Below are 15,343 nucleotides of genomic sequence, written 5' to 3' on the forward strand. Positions count from 1 at the left end.
AAAAATAAGTGGTAAAGGTGATGAACATGAATGCATTTGATGTGCGAAAGATCATACGTCCAATCGTATTGCTTGTTGCTGTTGTAATCGCAGTTTATACCATCGTGCATTTATGGAATTACTACAATGCCGCGCCTTGGACACGTGATGGTCGTGTCCGTGGTGATGTGATTCAAGTCGCTTCAGATGTGAATGGTTTAGTCACAGAGGTGCTTGTTCAAGATAACCAGACGGTAAAAAAAGGTCAGGTTCTTTTCAAAATTGATGTTGCACGTCAAGGCTTGGATGTTGAGCAAGCAAAGTCTGATTTGGCCAAAGCCAAAGCAGGTTTGGCACAAGCACATGCAAATCTAGCAGGTGCTAAAGCCAGTTTGGTTAAAACGGAAGCCAATATGAAATTGGCTGAAAAGAATGCGGCTCGTTACGCTAGCTTAATGGATGGAGCAATTTCTAAACAAGAGCAAGATCAGGTGTTTGCAACACGTGATCAAGCACTGGCTGAGCGTGAGCAATTAACGGCAAGTATTGAACAGGCGAATGCGGCGATTCAACAGCAGCAAGCATTGATTGAGGTTGCCAATAGTAATTTACATTTGGCGCAGTTGAATTTACATCGTTCTGAAGTGGTTGCACCTGCTGATGGTACGTTATCGAATTTTGATTTACGTGTCGGTAATTATGTGAAAGTCGGACAAGCTGTTGCTGCTTTACTCGATCGCCATCAGCTCTATGTTGTGGGATATTTTGAAGAAACTAAACTCGATCGTATTCATGTTGGTGATGCCGCAACGATTCAACTGATGGGTGATCGTCAAAAAATCCGTGGGCATGTGCAAGGCGTTGCGACAGGGATTGAAGACCGAGAGCGTTCAGGTAGTTCAAATTTATTGGCCAATGTAAATCCGACATTTAGTTGGGTACGTTTGGCGCAACGTGTACCTGTAAAGATTGTGTTAGATGAGCAGCCGAAGAATCCATTGGCTTTTGTTTCGGGTCGTACTGCGACAGTTAGAATTATTGAAAAATAATCAATCCATTTTTTAAGATAGACTCATTTGTTCAGAAATGAGTCTATAAATAGCGGCATCGAATGCCGCTAAATGATAAAGCGTAAATTATACTTTTAAGGTGTAATCCCCGCAGGATCACGATACCAACTTTGGATGAGCAAGGCAGCAGCAAAACTATCTGCGGATAAACGTCTTGCTTGTCCTTTGTTTTGATAATACTCAAGTTCTTCTCGTGCTTCACGCGTGGTTAGACGTTCATCTACCATCCACGTTTCAATATTGGTTTGATGACGTAAACGACGTGCAAATTTTCGAGCACGCGCAGAAAGTTCTGACTCACTGTCATCCATATTTAAGGGTAGACCCACCAAAAACACATTAGGCTGCCATTCTTTGACTAGCTTGAGCAATTGATTCCAGTCAGGAATGCCATCTTTCATCACAAATAATGGAAGTGGATTGGCACTTTCAATGCTTGCTTGACCAATCGCAATCCCCATTTTTTGTGTGCCGAAATCAAACGCCATAATGGATTGAGATGATTGCATATCAGGCATGTCCAATCTCTGAAGCGAACCAAGTACGATCTACCCCGATTTTCTTATAGGCAGCGTCCCAACGATCGCCATAAGGTAAGTTGAAGATCAAATCCATATCAGAATCACAGATCAACCAATCGCCACGCGCAATCTCTTCTTCAAGCTGGTTTTTACTCCAGCTCGCATAGCCTAACGCAATTTGATAGCGTCCAACACCTTCATTATGTGCAATTGCATCTAAAATATCTTTACTAGTGGTGATACAGACATTTTCACCGACTGCAATAGAGGAATGCCAAGTCGGTTGACCTGTATGTAAGACAAAACCCGCTTCAGGGCGTAAAGGGCCGCCTTGTAAAACAGCATGAGGCTGTACGTTATCTGCATCGATCTCTAAATCATTGAGCAACTCTTTGATTTGCAGTTCAGAAGGGCGGTTGATAATAATGCCTTGAGCACCTTCTTCATCATGGCGAGCAACATAAATCACAGTATTTGCAAAAAAGTCATCTGCCATGTCTGGTGGAGCGATGAGACAACGGTGAGTTAAATATTGTTTCGTCACCTAGGCGGTTCTCCATCAAAGTGTTGTGCTGATCTATCTATATAGGTTCTTTTTATCAACATACAAGAGTTAATCGGATTTCGCCAATCATTTTCTGATATTTTGTCGCAAAGCTTAGCTTGATTGGAACTTGAGTTGGCGTAATTGTTTCGCGTGTTGCAAGGTTGTATCGTTAATTTCAACACCACCTGACATACGCGCCAATTCTAAGATCCGTTGTTCTTCACCTAACTCGATAATGGTGCTGCTGGCTGGATCTGTTTGTTGCTTTTTCACCAAGAGATGTTGATCAGACTGTGCTGCAACCTGTGCCTGATGGGTGATACAAAGTAATTGTACATGTTGAGCAAGATCAGCCAGTAAACGTCCGACGACTTCAGCTGTGCCACCACTAATACCCACGTCGATTTCATCAAAGACCAATACTTCTGCATCTGTTTTTTCAGCATTCATTACTTGCATCACTAAGGCAATACGCGACAATTCACCGCCTGATGCAACCCGTGCCAGTGGTTGTGGCGGGATGCCTTTGTTGGCTGTAAATAGCAGTTGAATGAAACTAAGACCCTCAGCATTTGCTGGTTCTAATGGCTCAAATTTAAACTCAAAATGTGCTTCAGGTAAGGCCAATGGTTTCACTTGCTCAGTGAGTTGTTTGGCAAGTGGAATGGCCGCAGCACGACGGATTTCATCTAAATGTTGAGCTTTTTGCATAAAGTCTTGATATGAAACTTCAACTTGTTCCGCTAAAGTTTCTGGATCTTCGAGTTGATGCAGTTGCTCTAGCTCTTGCTGCCAAACTTCATATTCTTGTTTAAGCAGTTCAGGCTGTGTACGATGTTTACGTGCCAAACGATGGAAGACTTCAAGCGTAGCATTTAACTGCTCCATCCGTTCAGGATCAAAGCTTTGACGATCAATAAACTGACGCAAGCTTGCGGTCGCATCCTCTATTTCACTTTGTGCATTTAATAAGGAATTATAAATATTACTCAGTTGTTCGCTACGACCTGCATGAGATTCCAGTCGACGGATGATTGAGGCAACTTCTTGCGTGATATTCTGTTCAGCTTCATCTAAAACATTTAAGCCATAACCGCAGTCTTGCATGATATGTTCATGATGGCTGAGGCGATCAAACTCTTGTTCAATTTCACGATAATCAGTTTGCACAACATCTTCTAATTCTTCGATTTGTGATTCTAAGCTTTGTATTTTTTGAATACGTGTTGCTTGAGCATTTAACGCGGCTTGGTGTTGGCGAATATTATTTTGCCATGTGCTATAAGCATCGCGAACGGCATGAGCAGGCTTAGCAAAGTTGTGATAACGGTCTAACCAATGTTTTGGGTAAGGCGGTTCTAACAGCTGCTGTTGACTATGTTGACTATAGAGTTGAACGAGTAAACGTCCAATTTCTTTAAGTTCAGCCAGACTACTTGGTCGACCATTAATCCATGCCTTGCTACGACCTGTTGCGAAAATAACTCGTCTTAGATGAATTTCACCTGAATCATCATCCAGTTCATGCTCTGTGAGCCAGTGAGCTTCAGCACTTTTAGGTTGATAACTAAATACCGCCGTGACATCGGCTTTATCTGCGCCATAACGAACGTAGTTGGTATCTGTGCGTTCGCCTAAGCATGCGGAAAGAGCATCTAACAATAATGATTTTCCTGCGCCTGTTTCACCCGTGAGAACATTAAACCCTTGTTCAATATCCAAAGCGAGATGGTCAGCAAGTGCAAAATTAATTAAAGTTAAATGGGTGAGCATAAACGCATCCAATGCACAGAATCTTTTGCTTAAAGATAGAGAAGTTTTAAATGGGCTACAAGAGTTGAATGTAGGATTTTCCTTATTTACTTGATAGATAGCTGAGTAGTGATCAGCATAATTTAAAGTTCTGGATGATTTTCTTAATTGATTTGTAGCGTAGCAACTTTTTTCTAAGTTTTAGTTGTTACGAAGGATTAAGTTTTACTTTTCCAATTTGCCCACAGTAAATGAGCCATATATGGCACAAGGTCTAGTGCTGGGACAATATTTCACTTTATTTTTCCTCTTAACTCACAGCACAGCTGTTCGTCTTGCGCCCAGACAAAGCTTTGCTTTGTTAATTTTCGCCACTCGTAGCATAGCTACTCATCTTGCGCTCAGGCAAAGCTTTGCTTTGTTAATTCTCGTCACTTGTAGCATAACTACTCGTCTTGCGCTCGGACAAAGCTTTGCTTTGTTAATTCTCGCCACTCGTAGCATAGCTACTCGTCTTGCGCTCAGGCAAAGTTTCACTTTGCTTATCTTCGCTCAGGTATGAAAATTGCTATGTTTAGCCTAGAAAATGGATTGATTAGTTGTCACGGCACAATTAAACTACGTCCAGCATAACTTAATATAAATGCGGCATTATTTGGAGAGTACGCATGAGTTCAGTACAGTTTGATCATGTAACGGTCATCAAGAAATCGAATGTGTATTTTGGTGGGGCATGTATCAGCCATACAGTACAATTTGAAGATGGTACAAAAAAGACTTTAGGTGTGATTTTACCTACTGAGCAACCTTTAACGTTTGAAACACATGTCCCAGAGCGTATGGAAATTATTTCTGGCGAATGTCGCGTAAAGATTGCAGATAGCGCCGAAAGTGAACTATTCCGCGCAGGTCAATCGTTTTATGTTCCTGGCAATAGTACTTTCCTGATTGAAGCTGATGAAGTGCTCGATTATGTTTGCCATTTAGAAGGTTAACCTATTTCCTGCTAAATCTAGTACACTAGAGTCAATAGAAATCCTGTAAAGTCATTTTGCAGGATTTTTTTATTAAATACTCTTGCGGAGCTATAATCGCTCCTCGCCTGTAAAGTCACTTTGCAGGATTTTTATTTTTTGTTGAGATGAAATTGTTAGAGGTCGTTCATGGCAAAACCTGAATATTATTATGGCGTTCATTCGGTTGAGTCATTGTTGGAATTAGAGCCTGAACGTGTTTTAACTTTATTCACTTTAAAAGGTCGTGACGATCAACGTTTACAAAAAATATTACAACTCGCAGAGCCATTTGGAATTAGTGTTCAAAAGGCGAGTCGCGATAGTTTAGAAAAACTCGCTGGTTTACCTTTTCATCAGGGGGTGGTTGCTGCAGTAAGACCGCATCCAACTTTAAATGAAAAAGACTTAGATCAGTTAATGCAACAACATACTAATCCATTGTTATTGGCATTGGATCAAGTCACAGATCCACATAATTTAGGTGCATGTATTCGTACAGCTGCGGCAATGGGTGTTCAAGCAGTTATTGTGCCTCGTGATCGATCAGCAAGTTTAACGCCAACTGCGCGTAAAGTTGCAGCTGGTGGTGCTGAGAAAGTTAAATTCATTCAGGTCACTAATCTTGCCCGTACGCTAGCGCATTTAAAAGATACAACTCACACTCGTGTCATTGGTACAATGTTGGATGAAAAGGCTTTACCGATTCAACAGTGCGATTTTAATGGCTCAATCGTGATTGTTATGGGGGCTGAAGATACGGGATTAAGACCAATTACTCAGTCCCAATGTGATCAGACGGTTTATATTCCAATGATGGGTGATTTGCAAAGCTTGAATGTCAGTGTGGCAACTGGTATGGCACTTTATGAAGCTTGTCGTCAACGCAATAGTGTATAATTCACCTAATCTTCGTTTCACCTAATTTAAAATGACTGCTCGCTCACAAGGCTATTTATTTGTTCTGATTACAATGTGTATTTGGGGCGGGTTTACAATTTTTTCTCGGTTGAATGCGCATTGGCATGTGAGTGTTTGGGATCTGGTTGCAATGCGTTTTGCGATTGCCTCGATTATTTTACTTCCCGTTCTCATTTATAAAAAAGACTTTGCTTTTCTATGGGATCCAAAGCCGATTATATTGGCTTGTATTGGTGGCTTAGCATACTGCTTCACGGTCTATACCGCTTTTCTACATGCGCCCGCTGCACATGCTGCAATTTTCCTAAATGGCTGTATCCCATTATGTACCGCCGTCGCAGCTTACTTTTTATTTAAACAACCCTTTGATAAGCATACTTGGCTAAGTCTTGTAATTATGATCAGCGCATTAGTACTGATGAGCTATCTAATGTTACATGATCAAGCTTCAGCATTAGGATGGGGGGATCTACTGCTATTCATAAGTGCAGTGTGGTGGGGCATTTTTACAGTTTTATTGAAACAGTGGAAATTGTCTGCTTGGCATTCGACAGTCGGTGTTGTGATCTGGTCGGCTATCATTTACCTACCGATCTATCTTTTGTTTATTCCTAAACATTTTCATGATGCAGCACCAGTACATTTATTAATTCAAGGGCTTTTTCACGGGGTGTTGGTTGTGATTGTTGCGACACTTACTTATGTGGCTGCTATTGAGCGCTTAGGTGCATTTAAAACAGGTAGTATCGTGACGCTAGCACCTTTTATTGCTGCATTGATTGCTGTGCCACTACTCAATGAACCATTAAATGCAGCAATTGCTTGTGGACTAGTAGGTATGGCAATAGGAGCATTGCAGCCTTGGCGATGGTTTAGAAAAGACACCTTGGCTACCCAATTAGCTCAGCAAAAGCAAGACTAAAAACAATGTTCTGCTTTCTGTAAATATTCTAAATGTAAGGGCTTCAGTTGAGTGTGTAGATGCTCGAGCAGACCATCATTCAGAATAATATCATTTGCCCGTTTTTGTTTCTCTGAGCGAGACATTTGTGCTGCAATAATTTTACGAATTTGCTCTTCACTTTGACCATCCCTCTGACTTGCACGGTCTAATTGAGTTTGTTCATCTGCATCAATAAGTAAAGTGTGCTGAACAAGTTCGTGCTGGTTCGTTTCAAAGAGTAGCGGAGAAACTAAAATAGCATATGGACTTTGTGCTTGTTGAAGTTGTTCAATAATCGATTGGCGAATAGCAGGGTGGGTGATTTGCTCTAAGGTGTGACGTGCTTCAGGGAATTGAAAGATGTGTTCACGTAATGCACGTCGATTAAGCGAGCCATCATTAGAAATTACCCAATCTCCAAAAGCTTCTTGAATCGCATCTAACGCAGACTGCCCAGGTTCAACCACTTCGCGAGCAACAATATCAGCATCAACCACGGTAATACCTTGGGACTCAAACCATTGGGTTGCAGCTGATTTACCACTACCAATGCCACCGGTGACGCCCAAAATAAAACCCATATTATCCACCTAAATATACCTTCATAATTTGATCACCCCATAAAAAGGCTATCCAACCTGCAATCGCAATATAGGGGCCAAATGCAAAAGGCTGATTTTCACCACGCATTTTCATTAAAATGATACCGATAATTGCACCAACTACTGAGGATAGTAGGATGATGAGCGGTAACATCATTGGTCCCATCCAAGCTCCTAAGGCTGCAAGTAACTTAAAGTCACCGTACCCCATTCCCTCTTTACCTGTGATAAGTTTAAACAGGTAGTAAACAATCCATAAGCACAAGAAGCCAATTAAATAGCCCCAGATTGCAGAACTTGGAGATGTGTAAATTGCAAAAGTATTAATCCCTAAACCCAAAGCTGCAAGTGGCAGAGTAAATCTGTCGGGTAGCAGTTGAGTGTCAAAATCTATAAACGTTAAGGTGATCAATACCCATGTCAATAATAGACCTAATAGCATTTGAATCGTTGCACCAAATACAACGACAACGATTAATGAGCAGACCATTGTCAGTAATTCAATAAAAGGGTATCGAATACTAATCGGATTCTGACAAGTGCCGCATTTGCCGTGCAGTATAAGCCAACTGATGACTGGAATATTTTGATACCAGTGAATACGTGAGTTACATTTTGGGCAAGTTGAAGCAGGTTTACTTAGGGTAAGTTTTTCTTCATCGATGATGGGTTGTTCAGGATGTAAAAGCATTTGACATTCTTGATGCCATTCCTGTTCCATCATCTTTGGTGTGCGGAAAATAACAACATTGAGAAAACTGCCAATGCATAAACTAAAAAGCCCAACTGCAATATAGAGCGCAGCTGGGTTCTCGATTAAATATGAAATAAATTCTTGCATCTAATAACCTTATTAACCGACAACTGAGCCCATTTGGAAAATTGGAAGATACATGGCAACGACTAGCCCCCCCACAAGAATACCCAAAATAGCCATAATTAAAGGTTCCATCATAGAAGTTAAGCCATCGACAGCATTATCAACTTCATTCTCAAAGTGCGTTGCGACTTTATCAAGCATGCTATCTAAAGCACCAGATTCTTCACCAATCGCGACCATCTGAATAGCCATTGCAGGAAAGCGATTAGAGACACGCATCGCAAATTGCAGTTGTTGACCAGTCGCAACATCTTCTCGAATCTTCATTACAGCTTCTTCGTAAATAACATTGTTAGTTGCGCCAGCTGTAGATTCGAGTGCATCAATAAGGGGTACACCTGCAGCAAAGGTGGTCGCAAGTGTACGACTATATCGTGCGATAATTGCTTTATAAACAAGGTCTCCAAAAATAGGTAGTTTTAATGCTAATTTATCTAATCCATCTCTGAATTTTTTACTACGTTTCTTTGCCTCAAGAAAAGAAGCAATAATTGCAGCGATAACAATAATGAGCACAAACCAATATTCTTGCATCCAATTGGACATACCGACGACCATTTTTGTAAAAGCAGGTAGATCTGCACCAAAAGAGCTAAACAGGTCTTGGAAAACAGGAACCACCTTAACCATTAAGATAATCGTAACAATGACTGCAACTACAATCACTGTCGCAGGATATTTCATGGCTTTTTTAATTTTCTGCTTGAGTAGTTCACTTTTTTCTTTATAAATTGCAACTCGGTCAAGCATGGTTTCTAAAGCACCAGATTGTTCACCAGACTCGACTAAAGAGCAGAATAAATTATCGAAATATTGTGGGTATTTTTTCAGCGCTCCAGCAAAAGTATTGCCACTTTCAACTTCTCCTTTTAGCCCTAATACCACTTCTCGCATAGTTGGGTTTTCAAGGCCTTCTGCTACAATTTCAAAGCCCTGAACCAGTGGTACTCCAGCTTTCATCATTGTCGCCAATTGTCGTGTAAAAACCGTGATATCTAGTGTCGACACTTTTTTCTTCATGAATCCTTCAAGAATGTTCTTGCGTTTTTCACGAATGTTTTTGATGGTAACGCCTTGCTTGCGCAAAGTGACTTTAGCTAAAGCCATATTGCGAGCAGGTAATTCCCCTTTGATCTTTACCCCTTTACGATCAACCCCTTCATAAGCAAAAGTAGGCATCATTTGCGCTTTTTTAGCTGCCATGACCATTAATCCTTGTTATTAATTTTATTCACTAGTTACTCGGTTTACTTCCTGTAAAGAAGTAATTCCTTGCATCACTTTTTTTAACCCAGAACGTCGTAAGTTGTTGAAGCCTGCTTTTTCTGAAGCTGCTGCAATTTGTAGTGCATTTCCATCTTCCATAATAATTTTAGAAATTTCAGGCGTTACTTTCATAACCTCATAAATACCAACGCGACCCTTATAACCTTCTCTACACTCTGAACAACCTACAGGTTGAAATATTTTTAATTCTGGATCGGCAAGGTCATGTTCGGTAAATCCTAATTCTAGAAGACTTTGTTTGGGAATCTCGACAGGTACTTTACACTGTTGACATAAGCGACGTGCTAGTCGCTGTGCAATAACTAGATTGACCGATGTCGCAATATTGAATGATGGAACCCCCATGTTGCGTAAACGTGTCAAAGTTTCAGGCGCACTATTTGTGTGTAATGTAGACATCACCATATGACCTGTTTGCGCTGCTTTAATTGCAATTTCAGCAGTTTCAAGATCTCGAATCTCACCGACCATAATGACATCAGGGTCTTGGCGTAAGAAGGCTTTTAGCGCAGCAGAAAAGGTTAAACCTGTTTTGGGATTGACGTTAACCTGATTAATACCTTCTAAGTTAATCTCAACTGGATCTTCTGCGGTTGAAATATTGGTATCTTCTGTATTTAGGATGTTTAAACCAGTATATAAAGAGACTGTTTTACCAGATCCTGTAGGACCAGTGATGAGAAGCATTCCTTGAGGCTTTTCTAAAGCATCCATAAATAAAGCTTTTTGTTCATCTTCATAGCCCAGTGCTTCAATACCTAACATCGCGCTCGATGGGTCAAGAATACGCAGAACGAGTTTTTCACCGAATAAGGTTGGAAGAGAGTTAACACGGAAGTCAATCGCTTTAGTCTTAGATAGTTTAAGTTTAATACGACCATCTTGTGGCATTCGTTTCTCAGAAATATCCATTTGTGACATTACTTTCAAACGTGAAGCTAATCGATTCGCCATTTGTAATGGTGGGTTAGTAATTTGCCTGAGCACACCATCAACACGATAACGTACACGATACATTTTTTCATACGGTTCAAAGTGTAAATCGGATGCACCCATACGAATTGCATCAATTAATAATTTATTGATGTATTTAACAATGGGTGATTCATCACTTTGGGCGACGTTATCGTCATCTTCATCTTGAGATGTACTACTCTCAACATCAATACCTTCTAAGTCAAAATCTTCACCATCACCAAAATCAAAGCTACCTGTGTCACCAAATTGTTGTTCAATCAGTTTTTCTAATTTGTTATGTTCAACGATAATCGGTTCAATATTAAGTTTAGTATTGAAGCGAATTGCATCTAAGGCATCAATATTCGTGGGATTGCTGGTTGCTACATATAAGATTTGACCACGCTGTACCAAAGGTACAATTCGATGTCTTTGGATTAGTTTTTGATCTGTGATTTCGCGAGGAAGTATTGCTGTATCGTAAACAGCTAAATCAAATAGTGGCTCACCAAACTCGAGTGAAATGCTTTCCGCAATTATTAGAGGTGATATCCGTTGGTGCTCAATCAGATGAGCAACAATATCTTGTTTAGCCTTTTTTGCAGCATCAATTGCGGTTTGCATATTTGCTGCTGTCAAATGACCATCATCGACTAAACGTCGAATAAACCCCGAAAATTTTGGAGACGTATGTAATCCTGACATCTGTCCGCCTTATGACAATATGGTTATAATAGCTATATAACAAAATTATACTTTTGTTACGCAAAAATACTACTAGTGAAAGTGTTGTTTTTGACTTGGTTCACGCTGAAAACCTTGAACTAATCGATTCTTTTGAGAATTAATTTTTATAATAAAAGCAATCAGAAAAAAATTAAAAAAGTTGCGCTTAGAAAATTTAATCTTTTTTTTATATAGCTATCCTATTTCTTTTGTCATTTCGTAGCTTACAATTTTTTTTCGTTGCTTTAACTTTACATATTATAAAAAAACTGAATTTTCTAAAAATACGTGTAAAATATGCAGCATTTTTTAGAAATTAACAGTAGGTGGGCGAAGTATGTCGAATTCGACGATTACCCCTTGGGTTGTTGGTAATTGGAAATTAAATCCAATGCGTGCTGACGCTCTCCAATTAATAGAAGAATTTAAAACTTTGCTGCAACAGCAGTCGATTTCTCCTGAGCATTGTCATATTGGTGTGGCGCCAACGGCAATCGCGTTGACTGAGGTAAAAGCTCAGTTAGATGATGCGAACCGAAAAATTTATACCGTTGCTCAAGACGTCTCTAGAATAGCTGGAACAGGTGCTTATACTGGTGAAGTGAGTGCTGAGCTGTTAAAAGATAGCCAAATTGAATTCGTTTTAATTGGCCATTCAGAGCGCCGTGAGTTATTTGGTGACAATGTCGAAATTCTAAAGATAAAGTTACAAAACGCTTTAAAAGCAGATTTAACTGTGATTTATTGTGTGGGTGAAAGTCTTGAGCAGCGTGAGCAAGGTCAGGCTGAACAAGTTGTTTTACAGCAGATTTGTGATATTGCATCCGTGGTTCAATCAGAGCAATGGCAGAATATTGTGATTGCTTACGAGCCGATTTGGGCAATTGGTACGGGTAAAACAGCCTCTCCAGCAGATGCACAAGCAATGCATTCGAAAATTCGAGAAGGCCTAAAACAAATTACGGCATTCGGAGCGGATATGGCGATCCTTTATGGGGGTAGCGTAAAAGCTGAAAATGCAGTTGAATTAGCAGCCTGCCCAGATATTAATGGTGCTTTGGTTGGTGGTGCATCATTGAATGCAGGATCTTTTTACCAAATCGCAAAAGCATTTGCTCAAAGCAAATAACGAGGAATAGAGATGTATAGTTTTATACTCGTTGTACATATCATTTTAGCAATCTTGATTATTGCTTTGGTTCTAGTACAACAAGGTAAAGGTGCAGAAGCAGGGGCATCATTTGGCGGCGGCGGCGCGGCGACAGTTTTTGGTGCTTCAGGCGCTGGCAACTTTTTAACGCGTTTAACTGCAATTTTTACCGCTTTATTTTTTGCTACAAGTTTAACTTTAGCTGTATTTGCAAAAAAACAAACGACAGATGCGTATAGTCTAAAATCTGTACAAAACACAACAGAAGCACCAGCTACATCGTCTGAAACTTCATCAAATGCACCTAAAACGACTGAATAAGTTGAATTAAGACTTTCCTTTTTAGTTTTAAAGGAATAGAATGCGTCCCACAAAGCTGCGGTGGTGGTGGAATTGGTAGACACGCTACCTTGAGGTGGTAGTGCTTTCGGGCGTGGGGGTTCAAGTCCCCCCTTCCGCACCAAACTTAATAACCAGTAAGTTTGGTGTATGCAGTGATTGTTGATGCGGGATGGAGCAGTCTGGTAGCTCGTCGGGCTCATAACCCGAAGGTCGTTGGTTCAAATCCAGCTCCCGCTACCATTTGATTAAGGTGCAACTTAATCAAGCAAATATGAAAACTTAGATTGACTTTTTTTCATATTTGTATATAATTTTTGCACGTTGATGCGGGATGGAGCAGTCTGGTAGCTCGTCGGGCTCATAACCCGAAGGTCGTTGGTTCAAATCCAGCTCCCGCTACCAAGTTTCTAAAAAGAGGCTCACAATAAGGTGGGCCTTTTTGCACAGTGGGCTATGCTTTTCTGTGCAGTATAGGGGCGATTATCGCCCTTTTTTATTGGTTGTTTAACTATCGTGTAGTGTTCGACATCAATTGGTCAAATAGTCGTGCTTCACTATACGGTTAAGATTGATTGGCTCGTAGAAGAGCGACGAGAGTAAATGAAATTATCAAATAAATCTCAAGCATTGCATGATCTTATCGCACCCGCTGTTGCGGCTTGTGGTGTAGATCTGTGGGGGATCGAATTCCTGCCACAAGGTAAACGTTCTTTACTGCGCATTTATATTGATAAAGCCGTTGATGAGAGCGCTGAACCTGTTATTAATGAAGATGGTGAAGTTGAACAAGGGCGTGGTATTGGCGTTCAAGATTGTGTTCTAGTAACGCAACAAGTCGGTGCAATGTTGGATGTTCATGATCCTATTTCTGGTGAATATGCATTAGAAGTATCATCGCCAGGCTGGGATCGTCCATTTTTCCAATTAGATCAATTGCCTGCATACATTGGGCAACAAGTAGCTTTACGATTAATTGCTGCTGTCGAAAATCGTCGAAAATTCCAAGCAAAATTACTTTCCGTAGACTTAGAAAATGAAATCATCCAAGTTGAAGTGGAAGGTAAGCATGTGCTTGAAATTGATAGTAATAATATTGATAAAGCAAATTTAATCTATCAAGACTAATATTAACTTAATTTTATAAGAAATCGGTAGGTGACTTATGGGCCGCGAAATTCTTACCGTTGCAGAAACGGTTAGTAATGAAAAAGGTGTTAGTCGTGAAGCGATCTTCGAAGCGTTAGAACAAGCCCTTGTTGCCGCGACGAAGAAAAAGTTTTACGAAGGTACACACTCTGAAGAAGCTCAACTGCGTGTTGAGATTGATCGTAAAACAGGTGATTACCGTACTTTCCGTCAATGGACTGTGGTTGCTGATGAAGATCACGAAATGCCAGCATGCCAAGATGCGATCTCTGATGTAGACCCATCACAATGGTCAATCGGCGATGTACGTGAGTTAGAAGTTGAGTCGATTGAGTTCGGTCGTATCGCTGCTCAAATCGCAAAACAAGTGATTGTACAAAAGATTCGTGAAGCTGAGCGTGCATTGGTTGCCGATGCTTATGAGTCTAAAGTTGGTGAGCTAATTTACGGTGAAGTGAAAAAGCAAACTAAAGATGGTTTCATCATTGATCTTGGTGATAATGCTGAAGCTTATTTGGCGCGTGAAGAAACGATTCACAAAGAAATGTTACGTCCGAAACAGCGTATCAATGCAATTTTATATAACGTAAACCGTGAAGGTCGTGGTGCACAATTATTATTGTCTCGTGCTCGTCCTGAAATGTTAATCGCTTTAATGAAGAAAGAAATTCCAGAAATTTCTGAAGAAATCATTGAAATTAAAGCGGCAGCTCGTCAACCGGGTGTTCGTGCTAAAATTGCAGTGAAAACTAATGATCATCGCATTGACCCTGTTGGTGCTTGTATTGGTATGCGTGGTACGCGTATTCAAGCAGTGCAACAAGAGTTAAATGGTGAGCGCATTGATGTTGTGGTGTGGTCTGATGACCCAGCACAGTATATCGCAAGTGCATTAGAGCCAGCTGATGTATCTGGAATTGTACTTGATGAAGATGCACGTAGTGCGGATATCATCTTTGCGACCAATGATCAGCTAGCGCGTGCAATTGGTTCGCAAGGTCAAAATGTTCGTTTAGCATCAGAATTAACGGGTTATAAACTCGACATGATGTTAGAAGAAGAGTATCGTGCTCGTCAGCAAAACGAAGCACAGCAATATTTAGATATGTTTATGACACGTCTTGATATTGAAGAAGATTTAGCAATGGCTTTGGTTGAAATGGGCTTCACTTCATTGGAAGAGATTGCTTACGTACCAGCTGAAACATTTGACGAAATTGAGCTTGAAGCAGATTTGGTTGAATTGCTACAAAGCCGTGCAAAAGAAGCTGCTTTAACAGATGCGTTGAAACAGCAAGAAAATATTCAAGAGCCAAGTGCAGAACTTCTCGGTATGGAAGGTATGACAACTGAGATTGCGTATGCATTGGCGGCGCGTGGTGTAATTACTGTTGATGATTTGGCTGATCAAGCAACTGATGATATCTCTGATATCGAAGGCTTAGATAATGACAAAGCTGGACAATTAATTATGAAAGCACGTGAATCATGGTTTAACTAGGAGATA

Annotated in this window: 16 protein-coding genes and 3 tRNA genes; 12 read left to right on the forward strand and 7 right to left on the reverse strand. The window is 40.5% G+C overall.

The features are described from left to right. Positions 1 to 26 precede the first annotated feature (26 nt). Positions 27 to 1,028, forward strand: coding sequence for an HlyD family secretion protein (locus IO68_RS23565; protein ID WP_023013126.1), 1,002 nt, complete (start codon positions 27 to 29; stop codon positions 1,026 to 1,028). Positions 1,029 to 1,123: 95 nt separating this feature from the next. Here IO68_RS23565 and ruvX read toward each other — a convergent pair whose 3' ends face one another. From ruvX to recN, 3 genes are all read right to left on the reverse strand, one after another. Next, positions 1,124 to 1,567, reverse strand: coding sequence for a Holliday junction resolvase RuvX (ruvX, locus tag IO68_RS23570; protein ID WP_004876467.1), 444 nt, complete (start codon positions 1,565 to 1,567; stop codon positions 1,124 to 1,126). After that, a complete protein-coding gene (locus IO68_RS23575) occupies positions 1,560 to 2,114 on the reverse strand; it encodes a YqgE/AlgH family protein (protein WP_004876469.1) in 555 nt (184 codons plus the stop codon). The genes ruvX and IO68_RS23575 overlap by 8 nt, the downstream gene beginning before the upstream one ends. Positions 2,115 to 2,228: 114 nt before the next feature. Next, complete coding sequence (gene recN, locus IO68_RS23580; RefSeq protein WP_023013127.1) at positions 2,229 to 3,890, reverse strand: DNA repair protein RecN; 1,662 nt, start codon at positions 3,888 to 3,890, stop codon at positions 2,229 to 2,231. Positions 3,891 to 4,131: 241 nt separating this feature from the next. Between recN and IO68_RS34135 the strand changes: the two genes are divergently transcribed. The 4 genes from IO68_RS34135 (at position 4,132) to IO68_RS23600 (ending at position 6,725) form a co-directional block, all read left to right on the forward strand. Next, positions 4,132 to 4,431: a hypothetical protein gene (locus tag IO68_RS34135; protein ID WP_023013128.1), complete on the forward strand. Its 300-nt coding sequence runs from the start codon at positions 4,132 to 4,134 to the stop codon at positions 4,429 to 4,431. 106 nt (positions 4,432 to 4,537) lie between these two features. Further along, a complete protein-coding gene (locus IO68_RS23590) occupies positions 4,538 to 4,864 on the forward strand; it encodes a pyrimidine/purine nucleoside phosphorylase (protein WP_023013129.1) in 327 nt (108 codons plus the stop codon). Between the two features lie 168 nt (positions 4,865 to 5,032). Continuing rightward, a complete protein-coding gene (rlmB, locus tag IO68_RS23595) occupies positions 5,033 to 5,782 on the forward strand; it encodes a 23S rRNA (guanosine(2251)-2'-O)-methyltransferase RlmB (RefSeq protein ID WP_004876476.1) in 750 nt (249 codons plus the stop codon). A gap of 31 nt (positions 5,783 to 5,813) precedes the next feature. Further along, positions 5,814 to 6,725: a DMT family transporter gene (locus IO68_RS23600; RefSeq protein ID WP_007480121.1), complete on the forward strand. Its 912-nt coding sequence runs from the start codon at positions 5,814 to 5,816 to the stop codon at positions 6,723 to 6,725. On the opposite strand, the gene coaE is transcribed toward IO68_RS23600, so the two are convergent. The 4 genes from coaE to pilB are packed head-to-tail and all read right to left on the reverse strand — an operon-like array spanning position 6,722 to position 11,177. Beyond that, a complete protein-coding gene (gene coaE, locus IO68_RS23605) occupies positions 6,722 to 7,327 on the reverse strand; it encodes a dephospho-CoA kinase (protein WP_023013130.1) in 606 nt (201 codons plus the stop codon). The two genes, IO68_RS23600 and coaE, sit on opposite strands and share 4 nt — an antisense overlap. A 1-nt stretch (position 7,328) precedes the next feature. Continuing rightward, positions 7,329 to 8,189 carry a prepilin peptidase gene (locus tag IO68_RS34280; RefSeq protein ID WP_023013131.1) on the reverse strand — a complete coding sequence of 287 codons (861 nt, stop codon included), beginning with the start codon at positions 8,187 to 8,189 and terminating at the stop codon, positions 7,329 to 7,331. Positions 8,190 to 8,201: 12 nt separating this feature from the next. Continuing rightward, the gene (locus IO68_RS23615; protein ID WP_023013132.1) at positions 8,202 to 9,431 is read right to left on the reverse strand and encodes a type II secretion system F family protein; all 1,230 of its coding nucleotides are present in this window, start codon (positions 9,429 to 9,431) and stop codon (positions 8,202 to 8,204) included. Positions 9,432 to 9,455: 24 nt separating this feature from the next. Beyond that, positions 9,456 to 11,177 carry a type IV-A pilus assembly ATPase PilB gene (gene pilB, locus IO68_RS23620; RefSeq protein ID WP_023013133.1) on the reverse strand — a complete coding sequence of 574 codons (1,722 nt, stop codon included), beginning with the start codon at positions 11,175 to 11,177 and terminating at the stop codon, positions 9,456 to 9,458. Positions 11,178 to 11,535: 358 nt separating this feature from the next. On the opposite strand from pilB, the gene tpiA reads away from it, so the two are divergent. The 7 genes from tpiA to nusA all read left to right on the forward strand — a co-directional run bounded on the left by tpiA (position 11,536) and on the right by nusA (position 15,337). Further along, on the forward strand, positions 11,536 to 12,327 hold the full coding sequence (gene tpiA, locus IO68_RS23625; RefSeq protein ID WP_023013134.1) for a triose-phosphate isomerase: 792 nt from the start codon (positions 11,536 to 11,538) through the stop codon (positions 12,325 to 12,327). A gap of 12 nt (positions 12,328 to 12,339) precedes the next feature. Continuing rightward, entirely contained in the window at positions 12,340 to 12,669 is a 330-nt protein-coding gene (gene secG, locus IO68_RS23630; RefSeq protein WP_023013135.1) for a preprotein translocase subunit SecG, read from the forward strand. A gap of 57 nt (positions 12,670 to 12,726) precedes the next feature. After that, a tRNA-Leu gene (locus IO68_RS23635) sits at positions 12,727 to 12,811 on the forward strand. Positions 12,812 to 12,853: 42 nt separating this feature from the next. After that, a tRNA-Met gene (locus IO68_RS23640) sits at positions 12,854 to 12,930 on the forward strand. A gap of 85 nt (positions 12,931 to 13,015) precedes the next feature. Continuing rightward, positions 13,016 to 13,092: transfer RNA gene (locus IO68_RS23645), tRNA-Met, on the forward strand. Between the two features lie 198 nt (positions 13,093 to 13,290). Beyond that, on the forward strand, positions 13,291 to 13,815 hold the full coding sequence (rimP, locus tag IO68_RS23650) for a ribosome maturation factor RimP (RefSeq protein WP_004876492.1): 525 nt from the start codon (positions 13,291 to 13,293) through the stop codon (positions 13,813 to 13,815). Between the two features lie 37 nt (positions 13,816 to 13,852). Then, positions 13,853 to 15,337: a transcription termination factor NusA gene (nusA, locus tag IO68_RS23655; protein ID WP_023013136.1), complete on the forward strand. Its 1,485-nt coding sequence runs from the start codon at positions 13,853 to 13,855 to the stop codon at positions 15,335 to 15,337. The last annotated feature ends 6 nt before the right edge of the window (positions 15,338 to 15,343 follow it).

The organism is Acinetobacter sp. COS3, from assembly GCF_000475335.1.
GTDB classification, from domain to species: domain Bacteria; phylum Pseudomonadota; class Gammaproteobacteria; order Pseudomonadales; family Moraxellaceae; genus Acinetobacter; species Acinetobacter venetianus.